Annotated in this window: 19 protein-coding genes; 11 read left to right on the forward strand and 8 right to left on the reverse strand. The window is 38.3% G+C overall.

The window, feature by feature from the left end; translation table 11 throughout:
• The first annotated feature begins 12 nt into the window (after nt 1–12).
• From GVK91_RS08885 to GVK91_RS08895, 3 genes are all read left to right on the forward strand, one after another.
• Nucleotides 13–885 carry a hypothetical protein gene (locus GVK91_RS08885; RefSeq protein WP_159727990.1) on the forward strand — a complete coding sequence of 291 codons (873 nt, stop codon included), beginning with the start codon at nt 13–15 and terminating at the stop codon, nt 883–885.
• A gap of 112 nt (nt 886–997) precedes the next feature.
• Entirely contained in the window at nt 998–1,570 is a 573-nt protein-coding gene (locus GVK91_RS08890; protein ID WP_159727992.1) for a MauE/DoxX family redox-associated membrane protein, read from the forward strand.
• A 168-nt stretch (nt 1,571–1,738) separates the two neighbouring features.
• A complete protein-coding gene (locus GVK91_RS08895; protein WP_159727994.1) occupies nt 1,739–2,074 on the forward strand; it encodes a hypothetical protein in 336 nt (111 codons plus the stop codon).
• 43 nt (nt 2,075–2,117) lie between these two features.
• Here the strand turns inward: GVK91_RS08895 and GVK91_RS08900 are convergent, their stop codons facing one another.
• From GVK91_RS08900 to GVK91_RS08915, 4 genes are read right to left on the reverse strand one after another with little or no spacing between them, the layout of a single operon-like run.
• Nucleotides 2,118–3,479 (reverse strand): RagB/SusD family nutrient uptake outer membrane protein, encoded by a 1,362-nt coding sequence (locus GVK91_RS08900; RefSeq protein WP_159727996.1) that lies wholly within the window; start codon nt 3,477–3,479, stop codon nt 2,118–2,120.
• Nucleotides 3,480–3,490: 11 nt separating this feature from the next.
• Nucleotides 3,491–6,670 carry a SusC/RagA family TonB-linked outer membrane protein gene (locus GVK91_RS08905; protein WP_159727998.1) on the reverse strand — a complete coding sequence of 1,060 codons (3,180 nt, stop codon included), beginning with the start codon at nt 6,668–6,670 and terminating at the stop codon, nt 3,491–3,493.
• A 20-nt stretch (nt 6,671–6,690) separates the two neighbouring features.
• A complete protein-coding gene (locus GVK91_RS08910) occupies nt 6,691–8,274 on the reverse strand; it encodes a redoxin domain-containing protein (protein WP_159728000.1) in 1,584 nt (527 codons plus the stop codon).
• 1 nt (nt 8,275) lies between these two features.
• Nucleotides 8,276–8,644, reverse strand: coding sequence for a hypothetical protein (locus GVK91_RS08915; RefSeq protein WP_159728002.1), 369 nt, complete (start codon nt 8,642–8,644; stop codon nt 8,276–8,278).
• A 607-nt stretch (nt 8,645–9,251) separates the two neighbouring features.
• Between GVK91_RS08915 and GVK91_RS08920 the strand changes: the two genes are divergently transcribed.
• The 3 genes from GVK91_RS08920 (at nt 9,252) to GVK91_RS08930 (ending at nt 11,546) form a co-directional block, all read left to right on the forward strand.
• Nucleotides 9,252–9,749, forward strand: coding sequence for a hypothetical protein (locus tag GVK91_RS08920; protein ID WP_159728004.1), 498 nt, complete (start codon nt 9,252–9,254; stop codon nt 9,747–9,749).
• 195 nt (nt 9,750–9,944) lie between these two features.
• Nucleotides 9,945–10,580 (forward strand): hypothetical protein, encoded by a 636-nt coding sequence (locus GVK91_RS08925; protein WP_159728007.1) that lies wholly within the window; start codon nt 9,945–9,947, stop codon nt 10,578–10,580.
• Nucleotides 10,581–11,063: 483 nt separating this feature from the next.
• Entirely contained in the window at nt 11,064–11,546 is a 483-nt protein-coding gene (locus GVK91_RS08930; protein WP_159728009.1) for a hypothetical protein, read from the forward strand.
• A 229-nt stretch (nt 11,547–11,775) separates the two neighbouring features.
• On the opposite strand, the gene GVK91_RS08935 is transcribed toward GVK91_RS08930, so the two are convergent.
• Nucleotides 11,776–12,896 (reverse strand): IS3 family transposase gene (locus tag GVK91_RS08935; protein WP_159728011.1). Its coding sequence is split into 2 segments (ribosomal slippage): nt 11,776–12,644 and nt 12,644–12,896, totalling 1,122 coding nucleotides; the frame shifts between segments, so codons are not numbered across the junction.
• Nucleotides 12,897–13,111: 215 nt separating this feature from the next.
• On the opposite strand from GVK91_RS08935, the gene GVK91_RS08940 reads away from it, so the two are divergent.
• The 5 genes from GVK91_RS08940 to GVK91_RS08960 all read left to right on the forward strand — a co-directional run bounded on the left by GVK91_RS08940 (nt 13,112) and on the right by GVK91_RS08960 (nt 19,085).
• Complete coding sequence (locus tag GVK91_RS08940) at nt 13,112–13,993, forward strand: AraC family transcriptional regulator (protein WP_159728013.1); 882 nt, start codon at nt 13,112–13,114, stop codon at nt 13,991–13,993.
• A gap of 439 nt (nt 13,994–14,432) precedes the next feature.
• Entirely contained in the window at nt 14,433–15,677 is a 1,245-nt protein-coding gene (locus GVK91_RS08945) for a TolC family protein (RefSeq protein ID WP_159728015.1), read from the forward strand.
• Between the two features lie 13 nt (nt 15,678–15,690).
• On the forward strand, nt 15,691–16,746 hold the full coding sequence (locus tag GVK91_RS08950; protein ID WP_235032834.1) for an HlyD family secretion protein: 1,056 nt from the start codon (nt 15,691–15,693) through the stop codon (nt 16,744–16,746).
• Between the two features lie 13 nt (nt 16,747–16,759).
• Nucleotides 16,760–18,337 carry an MFS transporter gene (locus tag GVK91_RS08955; RefSeq protein WP_159728017.1) on the forward strand — a complete coding sequence of 526 codons (1,578 nt, stop codon included), beginning with the start codon at nt 16,760–16,762 and terminating at the stop codon, nt 18,335–18,337.
• Between the two features lie 199 nt (nt 18,338–18,536).
• The gene (locus GVK91_RS08960; protein ID WP_159728019.1) at nt 18,537–19,085 is read left to right on the forward strand and encodes a DUF308 domain-containing protein; all 549 of its coding nucleotides are present in this window, start codon (nt 18,537–18,539) and stop codon (nt 19,083–19,085) included.
• 39 nt (nt 19,086–19,124) lie between these two features.
• Here GVK91_RS08960 and GVK91_RS08965 read toward each other — a convergent pair whose 3' ends face one another.
• Genes GVK91_RS08965 through GVK91_RS08975 form a run of 3 tightly spaced genes read right to left on the reverse strand, consistent with a single transcriptional unit; the run spans nt 19,125 to nt 23,907 of the window.
• Nucleotides 19,125–21,149 carry a carboxy terminal-processing peptidase gene (locus GVK91_RS08965; protein WP_159728022.1) on the reverse strand — a complete coding sequence of 675 codons (2,025 nt, stop codon included), beginning with the start codon at nt 21,147–21,149 and terminating at the stop codon, nt 19,125–19,127.
• A 42-nt stretch (nt 21,150–21,191) separates the two neighbouring features.
• Nucleotides 21,192–22,478 (reverse strand): TlpA disulfide reductase family protein, encoded by a 1,287-nt coding sequence (locus tag GVK91_RS08970; RefSeq protein ID WP_235032835.1) that lies wholly within the window; start codon nt 22,476–22,478, stop codon nt 21,192–21,194.
• Between the two features lie 22 nt (nt 22,479–22,500).
• The gene (locus tag GVK91_RS08975) at nt 22,501–23,907 is read right to left on the reverse strand and encodes a RagB/SusD family nutrient uptake outer membrane protein (RefSeq protein WP_159728024.1); all 1,407 of its coding nucleotides are present in this window, start codon (nt 23,905–23,907) and stop codon (nt 22,501–22,503) included.
• Between the last annotated feature and the right edge of the window lie 3 nt (nt 23,908–23,910).

A 23,910-nucleotide genomic window follows, 5' to 3' on the forward strand; every position in this document is an offset into this window, starting at 1 on the left:
ATAAACTTAAACATGAAATTTAACAACAACAAAAAACTAGGTACTAAAATCACCCAAGCGATTCTTCAGGATGCTTATGAGGCCGTACCACAACTGATGACCTTGTTGGCTCCGGGAGGTTGGCGAGAAAGTTCTTTCCATCAGGAGCTTATGGCCTGCCGTCAGGTATTATATCATGAATTTCTCCATGTGGATGATTATCCGTCCACAGAGATCGACTGTAGGAGATCGGAAACGGATCAGGAAATCAGCTCCGAATCAGCGCTCAGTTTTGATGAATACCTCTACCTCACCTTTCCACCATTGGGTAATGATCATCTAGAGCTCTTCTATATCCTATCCAGCATATTGATTGAAATCACCTTTACCTCTGCTCTCTACCGAGACCATGAGTTTGATGCTTACTATTTTGACGAATTGCAATGTGAAGGTATCATGATCCAGTTAGCGTATGTCAATAATCAGGTCGACAAAGAATGGGCTAATATCGCTTTCACTGCCATGCCGCCACCCTATCTCGATGAGATGGACGTACATCACTGTCTGGAACTTTTGTTCACAATTCTAAAAAAACATGGCTTTAAGCTGGATTATTGGCACGGTGAATTACTCTACATTGTAGAGTTGCAAGATATGTATTGGGCGATTTTGTATGGGGATCTAGACTACGAAGAAAAAGATAGTCGGTGCCAGCAGATCAAATCCGATATCAGCGAAATCCTCGAGCGTTATGACAGCTCCTACATTGATCCGCTTAACCTATCGTCAATTGTCGACCTACTCAACCGGCGCTGGGTATGCCCTTTTGTATTGGCCTACCTCCATGTTTATGATGATTTTCCAAAAGGCTACCCCTATTTACTGTCAGACTATGAAGGCTACTAAGGAGCCCGATCAAACTTGGCATATCGATCGATCAAATTTGGCCTAACACTAGGGTGAGATCAGGTAGTAATTTAGCTTTATAAAACTTGGTAAGCGATTAACAAAAACGGCAATGAAAGAAAACGGAAAATATAGAAAGTATGATGGGGTTGCAGCAGCGAATACAGTTCAAGGCCTGAGGTCACGTAGCTTGTTAGGGCGCAAATTCACCGGGGCGGTTTCTTATAGCAGAAAGCACCCCCAGGAATTTGTCTTGCATGTATTGACTTTCGCTCTGCTCTGTCTGTGGATTTATGTGGGATCGAAAAAGGTATTCACCTACGCCGAATTCAGGGCATCCATGATCAGGCAGCCTTTTGCCGATCAGTATGGGATTATACTGTCCTATATCCTGCCAGCCGTGGAATTAGCCACCGGTATCCTCTTTATTTTTGAAGGCACAAAAAGATTGGGATTCTGGTTAACCCTTATACTGATGCTTGTTTTTTCAGGCTATGTGATTCTTGCCCTACGCGATACCTGGGGCAGTATTCCCTGCGATTGTATACTCGAGTTTCCGATCAGCTGGAAAGCACATCTTTGCGTCAATGGTCTGATCACAATTGCATGTGCTGTAGGCTTGTTAATTGATAGAAAGATAAGGATTTCGCATCGAAAAAAATTGATGACGAAGTTAGGTTCATAAAAATTAGCACTATCTGCCACAGCGGAAGCTGAACCCTAGGCTGGTTCGGCGGAAGGGTACGTCTGCCAAAAGACATCGGGCTTCTCGCCCCTGACTAGCTTCATTTGCCGATCAAAAAGAGAAAAACTAATTCAATTTTTAAATACTAAACATCGATATGCTATGCATATGAGAAAATTCAAAATTAATGTAATGGCCTTAGTAGCTTTGGCCGTTGCAGGAGTAACTGGGGCGACATTGACCTCAGCAGGATTGAGCAAGAAAAGCTCAACTCCATGGATCGAAGTAACAACTAACTCTTCATCAGATCCCAATCAAGATCAATTGGGCGATGAGATTTCAGATCCAACAACAGGTAGTGGTCCTTGTGTTTTGACAGTTAAACCCCAACGTTGTGCTGTGCAATTCAATAATCCAAACGATCATGATCTTACCGACATGACCGTCGAGGAAGCATTGCAGCAGTCTGGTGTATCTATAGCAAAGAAAGCCTATAGGCCCTAATGAAAAACAAAAAAGGCCTTGCAATATGCAGGGCCTTTTAAGTTTAACGAGGTATCTGTATCACATCTGAATTTAACATCACACTCTGCGGAATTGGGAAAATATATCGTACATCATTAGGATTAAGGATATATTCCTTTCCTTCATAGTTTCTTTGTAATACAATTGCGGTTTCTTTCGATCGATTTAATCTCCGAAGATCCATCCACCTAACTCCTCTAAAAAGCAGCTCTTTTTTGCGTTCATTAAGCACAAATTTTAATGCCCCCTCCTGGTTCAATACTGGAATGGACACAGCACTCTCTCGCTTAAACCTACTTGTCAGTAGCCTTTTGAGGTATGACATGCCTTGATTTATCTCCCCTTTCCTGACTAAACATTCGGCCAGCGTAAGGTAAGACTCATCTAGGGATAATCCCGAAAAATCCACGTAATTTCCACCATATGTACCTCTGAACGTTATTTTCTCCGGATCCTCCGATCTAAAAAACAGGGCTTTTCTCAGATCATTTTGATCAAAGGAATTATAAAAGACATCCGGAATTTTTGCATACGTTTCGCTTATCAGTTCGGCATAGTCTGGCATATCATAAAATAATATTTCCGTATTTCCTGATCCATAGGATGGAAATGGAAAATTCAAATTCGGATCAAGGCTATTGTAATTTAGTAATGTATGATCAGCCTGAATCGTCTTCATGGAATAGACAGAAGCACTATTGTAATCTTCAAGAACGAGATAAACTCTGGCAAGCAAGGCCTGTACGGCAACTTTATCAGCTCTATAAATCGAAAGTCCTTCCTGTGGCAAAAGCGATTCTGCCTCCAACAGGTCTGCTATTATCCTATCATAAGTTTCCTGAACAGTATTTCTAGCATTTTTTTGCTCAGGGTCACTCCCTGTACGCAGCGGAATTCCATAAATAGATCGTTGCTTATCTGTGGGCAATCCAGCAAATTGCATCGCCAAATTAAAAAACATTAAAGATCGTTGAAACAAGCATTCACCTTTAATACGATCATAACGTACTTTATTTATTTCATTTCTTGTGATCTTTTGCAGTCCTTCCAAAATAATATTACAATACAATATCCTACGATATGCACCGTTCCAGTCTTCGCTTTCTGCGTTTCCAAATATATCCTGTTGCCATAAAAAAGCAGCCCTTTCGAAATCTCTTGAGACGAGGCCTACGGAGGCATCACGAACTTCGTACTCATCGCCACTTATCATTCCTAATGTATGACTTGAAGACTGGTTCATTGTCATTGAATTGCCTAGCAAACCATCGAAGTCATCCAGCGTTGTAGGAACGGTTTGACTTTTGTCCCGTTTTAGATCCAGATAATCCGGATTACATGCCAGCAGAAACATGCTGCACAAAAATAATAGTAATGTTTTCATTTTATTAGCTCTTAAAAATCAAGTTGAACCCCTATTGTGTAAGTTCTTGGTTTAGGATAATTAGCCTGATAAAAATCGGGATCCAATCCTGATTTATTCGCTCTATACAGCATGCCTAAATTATTAACGACAGCAAATACCCGGGTTTGAACAAATTTTACATTCCTCCATTTGAAGGTATAAGCCATTTGTATATTCGAAAGCCGTACAAAATCACCTTTCTCAATCAATACCATCGAGTTTGCATAAAGCGCATCCCTTCTATTATCCACGTTTGTGGGCGTAGCAGGCACCGTCGTAAACTGCTCATCCCCTATTTTCTGCCAACGTCGTTCATAGTCACGATTGCCAATACCATTCGCAAAAAGTTTGCTATAATCAATCGATCCTCTTCTGAGGTAAAATCCCATTTTAAACTCGATGTTTGCATTAAGTTCGAAGCCCTTATAATTAAAGCTCTGCATCAGACTGCCTTGCCATGGCGGGAATTTCAGCCCTACATATTCGAGGTCTTCGATCTTCGCATTGTTCATATATTTCAGGTAATCCTGATCACCGTTCGGCGTCAAAATCATTCCGTTTTCGGCACTTAGCCCACCAAATTTCCATGCATAAAGCTGATCCAGAGACTTCCCTATTGTCGGCACAGGACTAGTTACATAGCTCGAGGTCGAGACACGAGAAGCAGCCATGTAATCCGTCACCTTGTTACTTGTATAGCTCAATAGTGTGTTGACTGACCATTTAAAATTACCCTGCAATAGCAAAGCACTTAAATTGAAATCAAGACCTTTGGTAATCATATTTGCGTAATTCACTGAGTTATCGATGTAATAAGTACCGTCTACGGGACTAATTCCTGTGGTCGGGTCATACAATTTCTGTCCGATGAGATCTGTTCCTTTTTTATGGAAGTACTCTACCGAACCAGTTAGTCGCTGTTTCAAAAAGCCAAAGTCCAGTCCAAGATTTAAGATTTTTATTTTTTCCCAACGAAGATTCGGGTTGCCTGCACTGCGGAGCTGACTATAAGGCAAACCAGTCATCAGATCATAATTATTAAAGAAGGCCGAGGGCAAGGCACTCAATGCAGTATTGATATTTCCATTAACTCCATAGGTCGTTCTAACATCCAGTTGCGAAAGCCAATTATTTTTAAGGAAGTCAAAGGCAATTAGCTTTTCTTTGGCACCCAAGGACCATAGCGGCACACCTTTTTGATTGGTCTTTACACCAAAGATATTCGAGGCATCCCAACGTACGCTGCCGCTGAAACTATGTCGGTCTTGTATGGTTAATGAAGCATTTGCAAAATAGGACAAGAATCGCTCGGTGATATCCTGCATATTATTGGGCGGGACAGGAACACGGGCCGAACCGTTTGGTCGCAATTTGTACAGATTAGTATAATCGAAAGCAATCTGATTCGTCAATATATCCCTGTTGTAATCAAATAAACGAAATCCAGGCAGATCTTTCGTCAGGTTGGCACTGATCTCCGCTCCAACCAATGCGCTGAGTTCATAATTAGTAGCAAACTTTTTCTGATAATTTCCTTGCAAACGAAAATTATGATTAACAATATTACGGTTAGTGCCACCTTCCAATATACCACCGTATGGGATGATCCGCGTCATATCGGTCTGCGTGTATTGGTTGACAAGGTTACGTACATAATAACTGTCCTTATCGTACCAATTCTGCGAGCTGTTGCTTATATTCTGGTATTGATATTTGAGATCCAGAGACAATCCGTCAAGCAACCTATAATTTAATCCGGCCGCGAGCAACAGATTCTTGCTTTGGGTCGTTTTATTTAAGAGCTCACGGTCTTCCAATGGCTTAAAATCCCAATTGAGCAAGCTTGTGCTTTCAGCCTGTTCTACATATTCCCGTAGATATTTATAGTTGGTTGAAGCTGCAGTGCCATCCACATTACGCAGAAAAGTATATGGAGATAAGGTTCTTGTTCCGTTCAGATTCGTCAGGTTATAACCATTATTGGCATTGTCTAACCTTGCAACCTGCACTTCTGTATTCAGTGTTAGCTGGGATGTTAACTTAAGCTCATTGGCTCCACGCAGTGTGTACCGCTGTGCTTTATTACCGATTACATTCAGTAGATCCTTATTGAAGCTACCCGAAAGCACAAAACGGTTTTTGGCAGAACCACCGGAAAGCATCAAGTTGTAACGCTGCGTTACTGCCTGACGATACAGTTCCTCTCTGGCTTCCTGCCGAATATCCTGCATTTCCATACGGTTTTTAATCTGGTCAAATTCGGTCTGATCGATCTTATTTTCCTTCAATTTGAACAAGAGCGAGACATAATCGGGCAGCATTGTCTGATTGGCTTTCTTATAATAACCACGGTCGAACAATGTTTTTTCGACCTCCATCATGCTTTTGGAATCCAGAAAATTGGGATTGTAAAAAAGGTCGGGCCGATCGGACAGGACAAGCTGAGTACCGAAGCTTACTTTTATGGCATCGCCTGCCCGTCCTTTTTTTGTTGTAAACACAATCACTCCGTTACCAGCACGTGCCCCCCATATACTGGCGGCAGCGGCATCTTTTAATATCGTGATACTTTCAATGTCATCAGGATTGATCGTATTGATACTTCCTTTGTATGGAAAATTATCGAGGATAATCAATGGCTCAGTGCTGGACTGAATGGAACTCAGCCCCCGAAGCCGTAATGCAGGTTCGCCTACATTTTCATTGACATTAAACTTCCGATCGAACTGGAGGCTTGGGGTAATCCCTTCAAGTCGTTCAATGATGCTACCATTGGGATTAAACTGCAGCTGTTTATTGTCAATGGTATTGAACGAACCCGCTACACGACTTTTGTCCACCTTGTAATAACCCGTATTAACCAATACCTCGTCCAATTTTTGTTGACTAGCGGATAGTACAACGTTAATATGCTGGTCCCGCCCCTGTTCCAGTTCTATTACCTTGCGTTCATAACCAATCATACTGAATTGGATACGGGAGTTACTGCCCAGGAGGAAAGCAAAGGAACCATCCTTTGCGCTCGATTGCTGTAACCCCTGGGGCAATAACACAATTGACGCCTTTTCTAAGGGATTTCCGATACTATCGGACACTATCCCGGTGACCCGATTTTGCGCCCATAATAGTGCTGGGAAGAGATAGATATAGAATAAAATGATACGTTTCATTTTCTAGCAAAGATTAAGGGTTAACGATTGATTTTTTTGACTTGCGAAACGCGTAGCATAGGTACTTTTCGATCCATGATAACGATTTTCATACCGTAGCGTTTCAGTTCCTGTTGTACAGATTGTAGCTCCGTTGCTTTTCGCATGGATTTAGGGAATGCAAAAGATGCCATGAAATCGTTTGGTATATCCGTTTCGTTAATGACAGCATTTTCATCTAGCTTGAGCTGTTTCATATTTCTGAGCGGTGCAGAAACAAATAGCTGAAAATGTGGCTGATCAAAAAAGGCAACCTCTGCCTGTACAGTATCGGCAGATTGCTTTGCAGATAAGGGCTGCTGCAATAGCTTTTTTACGACCGATAATGGCCGAATTCTTTGCAGTGCAGCATACCGCTTTCGGGGGCCTCGAATAAGCTCTACTTTTAACCCAAAATGAGCAAGTATTGCCTTTTGCAGCCTTTGCTGTAAGAGATGCCTGACGTCAGCATCAGTATACGATGCAGGTAGTTTTAGAGCATAGCTATAATAATTGTGCAACATCCAATCCCTTACTTTCAGGTCGTGCGCATAATCGCCTTGATAGCTTGGTACAGGCTCATGAAAAGATTGTTTTTGCAGGATAGATGGCGATACATTCCACTGAAAAGCCGATGTAATATCAAATAGCTGGAAGACATCCTGACGAAAAGCCTGATAAATAAGCTGGTCCAATGGATTATTGATTGAATAGATCAACATACTATCCCTGCCACGATGGATAGTCAGGGGAACCGTAAAATATTGATCCACAAACCCAGCCATCTTAAAGCCCTTTTGATCGACCAAAAGATCTGCTTTACCATTGTTCACTGTAAACAAGGACTTGTTTGGATCTATAGCTTTAATAGCATTGTTCTGCACCATCTTGGGCATATCTTCATGTAGGATCAATGCGATATTCTCCTTGGAGACATAGTCTGACTTGGGCTTAGCGACCACCTTACCTTTGTAGATCCAGATCATATGCGGTAGGTTTTGGTGCGGAAACATTTTGGCCAATACCGTATCCTCGGTAATGGACCGATAGTTCCAAGCAAAACGCTCGGCTATTTTGATCAGATCTTTACTAGACTGATAAGTAACTGGGATAATCTTTACTTTGGACGGATCCAATTCTTTGGAGATGGAATCCATTTTCATCAGGTAGTACAGACAAGGCTTACACCAGTTGGCCCAAAAGTCCAATACGATTAACTTGTCATAATCGGCACTCAGATCACTGATTGATTCAGCTTTAGATTTAAGGTCAAATAGCTTATACTTTGTTGTATAGAAGTTTTCCGGCACTTTATCGCCTACATATAAAGAACTCGAATCGGGCGTATAAAATTGTGCCTTTAGCATGGTAGGAAAGCACAATGAACATAAAGCGATTAAAAGATTCAGTTTTTTAATTGCTGATCTTGAAAGTAGCCCATCGGCCCCGCTGTTCTTGCGGGACGTCTGAGCTGATAAACTAAACATAGAAACTAAGAAGTATAAGATCACAATTACCGTGATCTTTAGTATTTGGATATATAGCAGTGCGCTGCTATTGAATTGTAGTTTTAATTTTTTCATCATTTTAGGAATTGGTATTGGATGGGGATACCCGCTGAAAGAAATCGGAGATCGCTTTAGAAGTATCTATTGCTTCTTTGTTTACTCCTATTGAAATAGATACCTTACCAAGATCCAATCGGGTCATGTGGATCATAAAATAAGCTATCAGGACGCGGAGAAGTTCGACGGAAAATTCAGACAATTGGGGGTTGACCTTCAAATTCTCCTTATCGCTCGTGTCGGGATGTAAAACAACGATATAGTCTTGGATTGTACTTAAAGGATACTTATCCCAAAAGTCTTGAACATTTTTCACAGGATCATATCCTGATCTATGAGTTTCATAAATTACCAAATCCAGTAGAATTAGGTGAGCATAATCAGATCTCATTCATTAGATTTTTAATGGCGAGTTTAAGGCATAGCTATTCCTGTCCGACTGAATCGGTTACTTTTTGGCCATAAACCGCCCGTAATAAAATTGGTTAATTGGGATAGCTAGAATTCTAGTGAATGGATATGACTCGGTATATAATTGGGCATCTCGAATTCCATAGCTGATGTGGCCAGATCATTGCTGGCTTAAACATGCCGAGCTACTCGGGAGATTTAAAGATGTTTTTTGTGGTTTGTTTTTTTTGTTTCATAGCTCTAATTTGATAGAGCCTCAATGTCTAATTATTAATTAGGCCGAGGCTACTGAAAGTTCGAGCTCCCGGTGGTAATCGGGGGTAGTTGCCTACCAGACACAATCAGTAAGACCTCGGCCCAACAATATATATCATTGCACCGAGGTGTCTACTTACCACTCGTGTCCTAATCAATTACCACATTGCTCGAACGAGATCTTACAAGTAAACACCTTCTAACTTCCTCAACGGAATAGAAAAGTGAAAATACAGCTTATTTACGTCTTAATCATATATAGTTTTATTTCTATAGTTGCAACTATAGACAAATATAGTAATAACTATAGACATTGCAAAAAATATTTTGCCATGACCAAGAAATCGCAATATGAGCTTGAAATTGTAAAAAACAGCATACAGATCCGAAATAGTTACAATAAATCACAATCATATTTTGCGATGTTATTAGATGTGACAGATGGATATATTGGAAACATTGAGAATCCAAATCGGCCGGAAATGTACACCCATGATCAAATTAATGCAATTGCTATTGATCTTGGAATCTCACCACGATTATTTTATCCTGATATAGCCATCGATCAGCCATTACCAAAAAGAGATGCTCAAGCGAAATTAGAAAGAACCAACCTAATCAAATTAGGCGTAGACAATTTGATTAACTCTCATTTCTTCGATTCAAAAAAATCAATTAAAGAAATCATAGTAGAACTTAATCAACAGGATTCATATTTAAAACTAGATCTCACTAATAAGGATTTAACTGATATACTTCGACCTATTGCCAAGTTAAACGCTTTGAAAAGTGTAAAGGTTGGAACAAAAAATTATTACTCGAAGTCTTAGTAACCAATACTAATCTATTTTTTGTAAAAAGGACGACAGTGCAAAATGATATCAAATTTAACGATATTTATTTGGGAGTCACTATTCTTCCTTTTTGTTTAGAGGAGCACAGGTTCTTGAGGTTGGAGGGAGCTAAAACAAGTTTTATTTGTTTGGAAACCTTTCTCCATTTCTTAAAATTGTTTTAATAGCATAATGAAAAACTTTGATAATAAAGCACTTCTGATCATTGGCCTGATTATCGGCTTCTTTTCGGGAATTGCTTTCGTAAATAATTGGCTCATTCTAAATAAAGGATTCCCAGCTGTAGGACTTTTTAAAGTTCCTTTCGAAGCTTCAATATGGGGTACTGTAAGCGACTGGGCGATACTTTTTATTACTGCATTTACGGCAATATATCTGGTTAAAACTTTTAGAGAGCAAAGGGTAATTACACAATTGGAACAGAGGAGATTTCTAGACAGTTATCTCCCTATATTGGAAGTAAACGATATTATTTATACTAATTCAAAATCACATAGTGAAACAAAGTTCGATGTAATCATTAAATCCAATGCCCTACAAAATTTAGAGATTAGTCATAATTTTCCAGATTATATTGACATTGAAATTCCTTACATCGTAAAAAATGTAATGCTCGCAAAGGAAAAAAAACTATCATTCTGTATTGTTATGGAGCTAAGCTCAGTATTTATGGAAATAACAGAGTATTCTGGGAACACTGTAATTTTTCAATATGAGGATTATCTAGGCCACAAGTATAAACAATACTTATTTTTTCTTGGCTCAGACAATGTATACATGCAACCTGCCTTCAGAATTGATAATTAACATTTGAATTTAGTTTATTTTCATATTTCAAGGTACGATTACCAATTTTGTTAACTATCCCTATTTCATCTTCTATTGAACTATCCAATAGAACCAAAAAATCGTAATCAACTATATAAAGAACCAGCCTCCCTCTCATGGACATATTCATCCTCTACCCACTTGCCAGTAGCACGGCTGCCAAACAAAATTACCTTAGCTGGATTGGTTATCTCCGGAGGATTCCGACAATTTCAACTAATTCGTCTTGTTTGTGCTGTGGTAATTGAGATAATTGATTTATAGGATAAGAATATGGAAAATAGATCTAGCTCAAATAAATCTATAATCTAAAAAAGCAACAATATTTTTATAGTATCGATATACATAACTATAAAAATTAATTTATATTTAGATAAAAATGTTCTATACAATAGAAATAAAGAAGTAAATATGGAAGGGTATTTCATATCACATTCCATATTTAAATCGAAAGAGAATCTTATGAAAACAATTATCGAAAGACCCGAAAATATTGATAAAATTTTATTGGACCAACTTATTGACTTGATTGAACAAGGAGGTCAAGTTCAACGCAGTTATATTGAAAAAGGAATTGAAAACGCCGATTTAATAGCCTTACTTGTTGAAAACAACGTCATTATTAGCTCTGCGACACTAAAAAATCCATTAAAATCCTATAAAGAACGAGTGTTTCAGCAGGCTGGAGTGGGTAAGTTCAACAAAGAAGGTCTAAAAGAGTTAGGGTATATTGTCACAAATTCAAAATATGAAGGGCAAAGGCTATGTCAAAAATTATTAAATGAATTTTTGAAAAAGATTCATACAAATCAAATATTTGCAACAACTAGAAAAGAGTCAATGATCCATATTCTGGAAAAGTTCGAATTTAAAAAAATGGGACAATCTTATAAGGTAGATTTACATTTACTTTCTTATAATTTGGGTGATATTAAACAATACTAATCAAAAGGAACATTTAAAAGAGACTTAAGTATTTAAAACCAAATCTTAATAATAGTAGAACGTAAAGCCTAAAATTATTTCCATATAAAAATAGATATTTACTTAGATTTAATGTATCTTCATTTTCGTTGTTTCTGACAACGTCATATTTATAATTCCTAGAAAGGATTAGCTAGAAATATTAACAAACATACATATTTATGTCAAAAATTTTGACCTCTCCCCGAATTTAAGAGTATTCTAAAGTAGAAAATTCTGCTGTTTTGACCTGTTTTTCGATAAACATTTCAGGTGTCATGTCCCCTAAACAGCTGTGGGGTCTGAAGGTATTGTACTCTTCCCTCCAGGTTTCAATTTTTTCCTTCGCATCTTCCAATGACAGGAACCAATGCGCGTTCAGGCACTCGTCCCGAAAACTTCCATTGAATGATTCAATATACGGATTATCTGTTGGTTTTCCTGGCCTGGAGAAAACTAATTCCACCTGATGTTCATAAGCCCATCTATCGACCTCCTTGGAAATAAATTCCGATCCGTTATCCACTTGGATTTTTCTGGGTATTGCCTGTTGGAATAGTCGGAGCCCTTCCAAAACAGAAACAACATCACTTCCTTTAAGCCCCTGTCCAACCGCAATAGCCATGCATTTACGGCTATAGTTATCCACTATAGTTAAGCAGCGGATTTTCCTGCCATCGAACAGCGCATCAGCGACAAAGTCCATACTCCAGCAGTCATGTAAATTGGAAAAAACCGGTCTCTCGGATCGATGAGCGGCGGCGCGGCAGCGTCTGGGCCTTTTCACCCGTAGATTTAAGCCTTCTTCTTTATAAATTCGATAAATCCGTTTTGGATTATCCCGCCAGCCTTCACGTTTCAAAAGAACGACGATCCGCTCTATGCCGTAACGGACACGTGTTTCAGCAATGCTTTTTATGCGAAGACGTAATGGACTGTCATCTGGTCTATGGTGTTTATAATACCAAACTGAGGTGCTCAGCAGAGATACCTCGCACGCTCTGCGTAGGGAAATTCGATAATCAGAAATGAGTCCGGTAACCATGGTTCTACGCTGCGAAGGCTTTAAAACTTTTTTTTTAATACATCCTGGAGCATCTGTTTGTCCAGACTAAGATCGGCCACGAGCTTTTTCAGCTGTGCATTTTCTTCTTCCAATTGCCGGAGCTTACGCAGCTCCGATACCCCCAAGCCACCGTATTTCTTCTTCCAGTTGTAGAACGTAGCTTCGCTGATACCCATTTTTCTGCAGACTTCTTCCACACGGGTACCTGTCTCGGACTGTTTGATCGCAAAGGCGATCTGTGCTTCGGTAAACTTTGATTTTTTCATCGTTTTTCCTCCCTTTTAAAATTAGTAATTCAAGTCCGAATTCTCTACTTTTAAATGCTCCAGTTTTTTGGGGAGAGGTCATCTCAGATAAGAAAAATTTTGTAAAATCTTAGATTTCGGATTTTGTATAATTTATATTTAAGAATAGTAATAGGGAATTAAGCATTGGTTTATAGTGAAAAACTGATTATTTTGCGACATAAAATTAGTAGTCTATGAAACGTACTATTCCTGTATGGCAATTAAAAGACAATATATCTGGCGTACGCATTGATATGATCAATAACGCTTTTATTTCGTCATTTATAGAAAGTATAAGTAAGCTACACCGTAATGACCATTTTGTATGTCTTTTTTTGACGAGGGGCCGAGCGAAACTTTTGATTGATTTTAAAAAAATAGAAGTCACGCAAACAAAATTGGCTTTTCTCTTTCCCGGGCAGATCCAACGTGCAATAAGCTTTGACAGCGATAGCCAGGGCTGGATACTTTTTGTGGACAATAAGATCATTGATGAACATGTACGCCTTACAATTGAAGACGCCTCTTTTTCGGAACCTGTACTCTCCCTCTCATCCACTGATTTTGACTGGTATCAGCGTTATTTCCAGCTCCTTTTTACAACTTACAATGACTGTACATTAAGGAGCTTTCACAAGGCTGCAGTCGATTCTTTAGTACGACCTGGAATATATAAGATTGCAGCTTCCTTTCAGGCTACTGCGGAATATTTTTCAAAACAGCACTCACGAGGAAAATCGGAATTAACAAAAAAGTATAAAAGACTGGTAAGGAAACATTACCATGATCTAAAAAAGCCCAGCGAATATGCCGAATTAATGAATTATTCAACTACCTACCTAAGTGATACGATAAAAGCGGTGACAGGTTTCAAAGCGACTTACTTTATCCAGCAGGAAGTACTGAGGGAAAGCCAGCGCCTACTTTGTTATACAGATCTCACAATAAAAGAAATATCCATTGAGATGGGCTATGATGATCCTAAATATTTCAACAGAATTTTTAGCAAGTTGGCCAAGATCTCACCCGGCCAATTTCGAAAGGACTTTAAAGCTTTCGGTAAGGAACCAGAATAAAATTGAAGGCTATGGCATAACCTGTCTCCCCCCCCCCCCACTGAAATCGATCTAACAAAGCATTCCTTAAAATAGCCTTGACAGAATAGACCTTGCTCAAAAATTCCAAGTTGCTACAACACTATAAAATCTAGCACTGATAATATCAGTACTTAAAAATAGTGATATATTGATTTTACTCAAACTCCAATTTTCAACTCCCATAAACATAAAAGTGTTTTGTCCACCAAATAAGGGGAAATATATACTTTTTTAATATTAACTGCAGGTAAATTTGTCAAGATTTTTTTAGCAATGATTTTGGGATAACTCCCTAGCTGGCATACGGAAATAGAAACTAAAAATGATACACAAAGTAAAACAATCAAAATTCACGATACTACTCTTATTTTTGATATGTATCCCAAGAGTTCTTAAATCACAGGTTTTAGACAGTACAATGATCAGATTATCATTTGTTGAAGCTGTGAACAGGTCGAAGGATTTTAACAAACTATTAGGGGTGTCCAGAAATGAAATAACCGCTAGTCTAGCTGACTTAAAAGATGCAAAAATAGCAATATTGCCTCATGTCGCTACAAATGCATCCTACCAGCGGTATAGCGATATCACGGTTTTTGATGGAGTGCTAGGCGAATCAAACTCAATTCCAAAACCTCCAAATGCCAATGCTGGCACCCTAGGCATCGAAGCTTCATTTAACCTATATACCGGCGGGCGGCAAACATTCACCATTAATGACGCACAGCATAAAAATGAGCTAGCCGCTATAAACCACAATGAACAGAAGGCATCAATTGGTTTACAAACAGCTCTACAGTATTTGGATTTAGTACGTAATTATTATCAAGAAAAATTATTAAAGGAACAAACAATAAGAGCCCAGACCCGATTTAAGAATATTAATGCCTTCTTTACTAATGGAAAAGTAACAAGAAGTGATTTACTACGTGCAGATGTGGCATTATCGAATTTACATTTGAGCCAAAAGACAAATAAAAATGATTATCAAATCGGGATAAAACGGCTAAAACTTTTACTCAATTTGGAAGACACTGCAAATGTCTTAATTACAGATACAGCCTCACTCGAGCTTCCTGATTTGATTGATGTAAAAAAAATGACCGGCAATTATGCAGAAGCATTCTCTATTTTGAAGATACAGAAAAACATTCAATTGCAGGGGAACCGCACCAAAATTGCAAAATCATTCAACCTTCCGAACGTTAGTCTATTCGGTGGTTACGGATTAAATTATCCCAATACCTTTGTGTTTCCACCTAAACCACAGACTGTAGGAGTAGGACTTGTTGGCATAAAAGCATCCTATAATATATCTTCATTATACCAGAACAAAAATAAAGTGTACGCATCGATGACGAGAGAAAGCGGGCTTAAACAACAGAAAGAATGGATTGAAGAGAATGTAAAACAGGAGGCAGCAACTTTATTTATTAAATATACTGAATCCATTGACAGAATATCAGTTATCGAAAAATCTATTATACAGGCCGAAGCTAATTATAAAATACAAAATGCAAAATATTCCAATCAGCTAAGTTTGCTGACGGATCTACTTGAAGCCGACAACCTCTTATATGAGGCTAAATTTAATCATATACAGGCAAATATTGCCGCGCTTTCGATATACTACAGATTACTTTTTTTAACAGGAAAAATTTAAAACAGAAAAAATCGTGAAACCAAAAAATAAAAATTCAAGAACTGCTACCATAATGGGTATCATGACGACTTGCACTGTATTAATTTTATCAGTCGTTGCTGTGGTCTATTTCATAAAATACATCACGTACTCGAATCACTACGAAGATACAAATGATGCGCAGATAGAATCATTTATTAATCCTGTATCTGCGAGGGCGGGAGGATTTATAAAAAATGTACTCTTCGAAGAACATCAGAAGGTTGAAAAGGGAGATACACTTGTAATACTGGATGACAGAGAATACGCACAAAAAGTTAAAGAGGCAGAGGCAATGTTGGAAGATACCAAGGCACAACAGGAAATCTTAGCCGCTAGCATTAATTCAGCCCAAGCATCGACTTTAATCAATCAGGACCAGATCAAAGTAGCAAAAGCTACCCTGTGGCAGCAAGAACAGGACGTCAAACGTTTTAGAAATTTATTGAATGAAGATGCTGTAACGGTGGCGGATTATGAGCAAGTTAAAACGCGATATGATGTAGCCGAGAATAGTTATAATGCCACAGTAAACGGGCTAAAAACAGGTCATATGAAAGTAAACGAATTGCAAGCAAAATACAGTTCTCTTTTCGCTGCAAAGAAGCGTGCCGAGGCATTGTTAGATCTGGCCAAACTCAATATGAGCTATACGGTCATTACATCTCCATACAGCGGATACACCGGAAGAAAAAATATTTTAGAAGGACAACAGGTACAAGCTGGACAACCGCTGGTATCTATCGTAAATACGCACGATAAATGGATAATCGCTAATTTTAAGGAAACTCAAGTTAACGGAATGTATGTGGGGCAGACTGTCGAAATTGAAGTAGATGCGATAGGCAACAAGATATTCAAAGGAAAAATCGAAGCCATATCGGCATCCACAGGTTCAAAGTTTTCTTTATTACCTGCAGACAATTCAACGGGAAATTTTGTAAAGATTATCCAACGAATTCCTGTAAAAATAAAATTTGCACCTGATCAGGATACAGATGTACTTAAAGCAGGTATGAATGTCAAGGTAAGGGTGAAGGCAAAAAATTAGAACTTTATAACTCATGAGGTCAAATATTTATTTTAAAACATGGATTAACAAATACCCTGGATTGACAAGAATTTGTTTGATTTTGATTTTATTTGCTGGAATGGCACAATTTGCCTCTTTCGGACTCATACAGGCTCATGTCATATCTTTCTATGGAGCACAGTCCGAGGATATTTCGTTCGCCTTTCAGATATCTTACGCAGGTATCATTTCGTTTTTACCAATACAATTCAGGACGCAACGATACTTTAATACAAGAAACTACCTTATCATTGCATTTTTAATAGGAATATTTTTGAACCTTGGATGCATGGTAACGCAGAATCTCGTATTATTTTCCGTCCTACGTTTTTTTATGGGGGCAGTTACCTGTACAATAGCTGCCTGTATATTGATTATTCTATTCTCTACACTGCCAATCGAAAAAGCCACCTTGATCGGGGTATCTATCTTTTTCTCATTGGTGTTAACCTGTGGCATTATTGTCGGAATAGGCGCTTCGTGGATCGTGGTAAGATGGGATTGGACCGTTTTTTATTATGCGCTGATTGGGCTGCAAATAGTCGCAATGGTTATTTGTATTCTTCTCTTTAAACTCAAAATAGACCGCAAACCATTACCTCTGTATCAAATAGACTGGATCGGCGGCCTATTATTTGCGTTTGGGGTAGTGGCGGCGGTATATATTTTTATTTATGGACCTAAAAGATATTGGTTGTCAGACCAAACAGTACGGTATGCTTCCTTTTTTTCTATTTCAGCTTTATCTTTATATTTTTATCGAAAGACAACAATCAGGCATCCACTGATTGATATGAATGTTTTTAGATATCCGAAGTTTATTTTTGCCATTGGTCTGATGCTTGTATTCTGGTGTGTGAAAGATAGTATAAATCTGATCTATGGATATGCAGCTTCCGTACTTGGCTGGGACGCTGTTGATGTTGTCCAATCTGGACTATTTAATATACTGGGGGTCATCGTAGCAACACTTATCGCCATAGGGTTAATATTAAGAAAAAAAGAAAATCTACCGAAACTACTACTCGTAGGTTTTTCGTTATTGTGCCTTTATCACCTCTGGCTTTATTTTCACCTGACGCCGGACCTCTCCTTTAATGAGCTATGCTTGCCTATTTTCGTCCAGGGGCTTGCCTGTGGTTTCCTATTTGTTCCTATCACTATATTCTGCTCTGCAAGTGTACCAAAAAGCACGGGAATGACGGCGATAATTATCTGCGCTTATACAAGGTTCTGTTCGACATTAATTTCGATGAGTGGTTTATATACCTTACAGCTCTATTTTACTCAAAATTATAAATACCAATTTCTTGACAAACTAACCACAGATAATGAAATATTAGTACAGCGCCAAAGTCTATATCAAAACTTGCTTTCTACAAAGGGTTTTTGGAAAAGTGATACAATAGGGATTTCAAATATGATGCTTTCAAAATCCTCCGCAATGCAAAGTCAGTTACTTGCCATACGCTCAATATTTATGATAGGTGCAATAGTAGCCGCAATAGTAATAATTCTATTATGCTGTTTTGCAGTTATCATAAAATTTAAAACAGCCAGAGAAAAATAAACTTGAATCTCGTGCATCCTAACTTTTTGCTCCGTAATGTATATACTTTCAAATTTATTATAAAACAATTGATAAAAAAATACACGATATCATCCTTAAATGTTACATTATCAATTAAGTTTAGTTTTTTTAACCATAACCTAGATAAAAAATAGACAATTAATAGTGATTAATTAAAAAAAAACGAAGCAGCTATATTATGAACTTGTTTTTAAAAAAATGCATTGCGGATGTAAGACTGAGGATTACGGAGGCGATACCAAGCATTACCTCGATATTGATTGGCTCTTACATTATTATAATACCTACTGAGATCTACGGAGAATTTTGCTCTTTAATAGCTATTTCATTTTTAGTATGCGGTATTTTTGAAATTTGTTTTTCAATTAAGAATAAAATTCAGGAAAAAGATCTGATTTACATGATTATAAGTGGTCTTCTCAACACTCTTATCGGCTCAATTCTTTTATCTCGGGCAGAAATAGTTGTTCCTACATTACCGTTTATAATTGGCTTCATTCTTTCGATACAAGCTCTACGAGCGGTCAATTTTTCATCTTTTTTCCCATCTAGTAATAGCTTAAAAAGACAATGTTTACTCATTGCCAATGTTATCGGATTAATTTTTGCCCTCATTTTAATCTGTACTCCCATTTTAAAATGGCTACCATTAACAACGATCACGGGATTGGCCTTTATCTTTGCGGGAGTTGGTAGAGCTGCCGCCTTTATTACGCCAGGCAGATAATATCGGCCTGGCGTGGCTAATAATAACTCTTTAAAGTCCCTATTTTGCTAAGTCATTCATCGTTAAGATAGCTTGATTAATAACATTATCTGACTGTAATTTTTCTATAAATCTGAGATTGTAATCGTCTTTTTCCTCAAACATCGAACGTATCCTTAATTTATCATTATTGACTTTAGTTGGTGATAGACGAGAAAGCTTAGCGAGTCGCTTGGCCATAATATTGTAAGAGTCGTATTGTAAGCTCACCTTTGATTTTTTAAGAAAAGAGATTTCTTTTGATCGGTCATATATGTCCTTTAAGGAGCTATCTGCAGAAATACGGTATTGTGCATTTGCAATGAGTTTTTTAAGCGAAAGATCTTTCTCCAAAATCTCATGCGAAGGTGAAATCATATCCCACGGCAATGGATCATGAAGATCTCTCTCGCGGATGCCGGCGTATTCGTTCAGATCAGCTATTACGATATCAGGACTAACACCTTTGAGCTGCGTGGATGAGCCATTAACTCTATAAAACTGTGCATAGGTCAATTGGAGAGAACCTTCCATTGGAGGTGCTAGCCTTATAAGTTTCTGTACACTTCCTTTTCCATAACTAGTACTACTTCCAATGATCAAACCACGTCCATAGTCTTGAATTGCAGCCGAAAAAATTTCAGAGGCCGACGCACTTAACTCGTCTACTAAAACAATTAAAGGACCTTGGTAAATTTGTTGAAAAAAAGGTTTACCTGTAGGCATCATCATATCCAAATCATTGGCTGTCCTCGCAATCGGATAACCTTTGTTGTCTTTAATATGTACAATAGGGCTTTGGCCTAAAAAAAGTGTGGCCATCCTGACGGCTTCTCTTAAAGAACCACCGCCATTACCCCTTAGATCAACAATAATCCCCTGTACCTGTTCTTTTTGAAGATCAAAGATAGCTTGTTCAACATCTAATGAGCAGTGTCTGCTACTTAGATTATTGAGAGATTCATAAAAAAACGGAAAAGTAATATAGCCCGTTTGAACTCCTCCATATTCGATAATTGCAGTTCTGGTCTGAGAGCCATTCCCCTGGCTAGCCTCTCGAGTTAGCGTTTCGGTATGTCGATTTTCTTCGGCTCCTCGTAGCAATATCAGCTGCAAAGAAGTGCCAAGCTGGCCACGGATCAAAGCAGCGACTTCTCCACTTGTCATGCCTGCTACCTCTCTGAAATCTCCTTTTGCTCCTTCACCAATCGCTACAATAATATCGCCAATCATTACTTTACCACTCCTATAAGCACTACCATTTATATCTAAACCACTAATTCTGACACCAAGAGGAGAAGTTTCGCCATCAAGCGTAAGACCTAATCCACCATAGTTATTGTCCATCAATTCTGAAAATTCACGTTCTGCCCGAGCAGATAGATAGCTACTATGCGGATCCATTATCTTGAGTATACGATCTACATAAGCTTCAAACTGTTGTGTCGGATTTGATAAGAGTCTCATACGTTCGATTGATCTTTGTATACGCAACTTTACTGTAGACCTCGCACGTATTTCTAGACCGGCAAGATCTCGGTTTGTAGGGTTGTTTTGCCTAAGTGCATAATACTGTTGTATGATGAGATATTTAATACGTTTTCTTCTAGACTCTTTTATCTGTAGTAGATTTTTGGCTATGCCTATCGCCGTCCGTCCCATTGGTCCAGTATCTTCATTGATCATAAAATCCATAGGCTGCGCAAGGATTTCAGCATAGTCCTTTTCTAGATCATTTAATCTGTTCATATAGATAGCTAAAACCTGGGGTAAGAATGCAAAAGCTTTGAACTCATTAATCTCCTCATCAAGCATATATTTATACCTATCTAGTTTTTTAAGGTCTGATTTTAAAAATAATTGACCCAGAGGATCTAAGTTTTCAATAGTTGCCTGATACAGCTTCAAAGAAAAATTATCATCAATAGATTTCGGAGCGTAGTGTTCGGATTTAACGATATCAATAATGTTTTTTAGTAGCTTTCTATTTTCCTCAAAGGGAATTGAAGTGGTCTGTTGTGCTCTTAAAGCACTAACAGTAACCACAAACAACAATAAAAGTGTAATATTAGTTTTAAACTTCATAAATTACTTTCCGGAAAAAATTTCAGTAAGCTTCTGTTGTAATGCATCGGCCCGCAAATTGGTGGCGACAATATTACCGTCAGGGTCAATAAGATAATTTTGCGGAATAGCTTCAATACCGTAAAGCTTAACTACAGGGGAATCAAACGTATTTAAATCAGACAGTTGTATCCACTTTAATTTATCTTCTTTAATCGCTTCAATCCATTTTTGTCGATCGTCGGGCCGTTCCAAGGCAACGCCAAGTATCTCAAATCCTTTTTTCTTAAATTTTCGATAGGCCTCAACTAAATTAGGATTCTCCCTCCTACATGGAACACACCAACTAGCCCAAAAATCTACCAAAACATACTTTCCACGGAAATCACTAAGTTTTGTCATTTTGGATTCTGTATTTGGAATACTAAAATCAGGAGCCTTATCACCTATTTTGAATTTGGTGCTTGGTGCTTCTTTGCTTTTTGAAAGCGCTTTCCGGATTTCGGCTCCTATATCGACCTTAGGTGTAGGATTTCTCTTCTCCGCTTCAATGCGTGCAGCAAATGCAATTCCACTTGGAGTCTCACGTAACCGTTGTGAAACTTTTAAAAATAATGGTTCGACCTCTTCCACGTTCATGTATACACCAGCAATCTCCTTCAGTGCAACTAAACAAAAATAAGAGTCTGGAAAATTTTCTATGTATTTCATCTGCAACATCTTCCTTACCTCAAGCCGATTATTTCTGTCTTCGTTGGCAATACGCTCCATACGTAAGCGTTCGGCCAAAAGGCTATCTGCTTTAGTCATAGTAGTCACGTTTTTTTGTTGCTGTTCAGGAGGATTGATAGATCCTGATCTTAAAGCACCAAAAGTAATAATTCCATTTACAGGTAATATCCCTAATGGCTCACCCGGCACTTTGATATAATCTACATATTGGGACATTTGTTTATATATACTTGAACCCGTCATTGTAGCTTTATTAAAATCGTCGCCAATTTCCATCTGCAACTCTTCTCCATCCAAAAAAAGAAATATTATCGAATTCCCAACACTTCGTACTCCTTTGCTATATTTTGAATAGGCCAAACTAACCATTGAAGGCAATTCTAGAATCTCTTTACTATGAATCTGAAACTGACCATTCATGACGTCTACAGAATCTATAACCGTCTGCCCTGCATAATAGGTGGCATAGACCCTTCCCTGGGCTTTATTATCTTTAAACCGTCCCTTGATATGAAAACTCCCCTGGGCGAGATTTACTAATGGTATTAAAGAGAGTAGTACTAATAATAATTTGTTCATATTGTATTTTTTTATGTGATCGTTAATTGTATCCAGGATTTTGTGCATTGGTATAAACAGGTGAATAATCAATCTGTATTTTAGGTATAGGAAAAAGCTCATCAGTAGATTTCCAATTGCTTCCCTTTATTGCAGCCAAAATGCTATCGGCCCTTCCAGTTCTTTTGAGATCAAACCAACGATGTCCCCATTCGCTGAAAAGCTCTATCTGACGTTCGTGCCAGATGGTTTCTAAAAGTTTCTGCTTATTGACCATAGGGTCTATATCTGCAATTAGCGCCAGACCTGCTCGATTTCTAATTTTATCTAGATCCGAAATACTAGCATTTAATTTTGCTTGCATCGCCCTGGCTTCTGCCCGTATAAGTACAACTTCTGCTAATCGAATGACCATTGAATACTCTGATGTTGGCTGAGAAAGAGCCCCAACCTTGTATTTAAAGGGATAATGAAATGATAGATATGTTCCGACCCAATGATTTCTACGTTTGTCTCCAATTTCAAAGGCATTTAATAAATAATCGTTGAGAGCGATTGTAAATCTGCCCAAAGCACCGGGTGGAGCAAGTAGAATATAAGTGTATCCTTCAAATCCATTGGTATTGACAGCATCGCTGGGCATCATTTGCCAAATAGCCTCCCTGCTGTTCTTCTTAAAAACGTCATTAAGATCATTAGATAATCCGTAATCCTGACTTTTTGAAAGAACTGCACTTGCAAATTCTTCTGACCTCTCCCACTCTCCCTTGTAAAGATAGACCCGGGCCAACATAGCTTCTGCAGCTGTCCGATTTGGCCTGACGCGTTCTGTTGAAGGCTTATTTGCCGCATCAGGAAATATATCATTCAATAGCACCTTTGCTTCTTGAAGATCTGCAATGATCTTATTGTAAACCGACTCGACGGACTCCCTGGGAGCAAGGTTATTTTCTTTATAATTAGTTGTTGCGACATAGGGTATATCGCCAAAAATATTGACTAAATAGAAATGGAGAAAAGCTCTTGTGAAAAGTGCTTCTCCTCGAAGTTGTTCGCTGACTTTTGAACTTATTGTGGAGGATTTTGACACCCCTTCCAAAACTGCATTACATCGATATATACTCCCGTAATAGGCCGTCCAAAAATCGTTGTTATCTATTGCATTTAAGTTATTTGTATAATAGTTAGAATACGGTGCTACGGCGTAGCTTCTGAATTCATCGGCAGACTGTCCGAGAAATATTGAAGCACCCATACTTAAATTTGCTGTTTTCATAAATTCACCGTAGACGCCGAGCATAGCAGCTGTTGCACTATTATCATTGGCAAAAATTTCTTTTGAGGATGTTTCCGTAACTGGGCTACCTACATCTAAAAATTTTTTACAGCTCACAATGAGTGTAATAATGATCAATGATAAATAGAATCGTATAAAAAATAGACCTTTCATTTT

The organism is Sphingobacterium sp. 18053 (assembly GCF_902706145.1).
Taxonomy (GTDB): domain Bacteria; phylum Bacteroidota; class Bacteroidia; order Sphingobacteriales; family Sphingobacteriaceae; genus Sphingobacterium; species Sphingobacterium paramultivorum.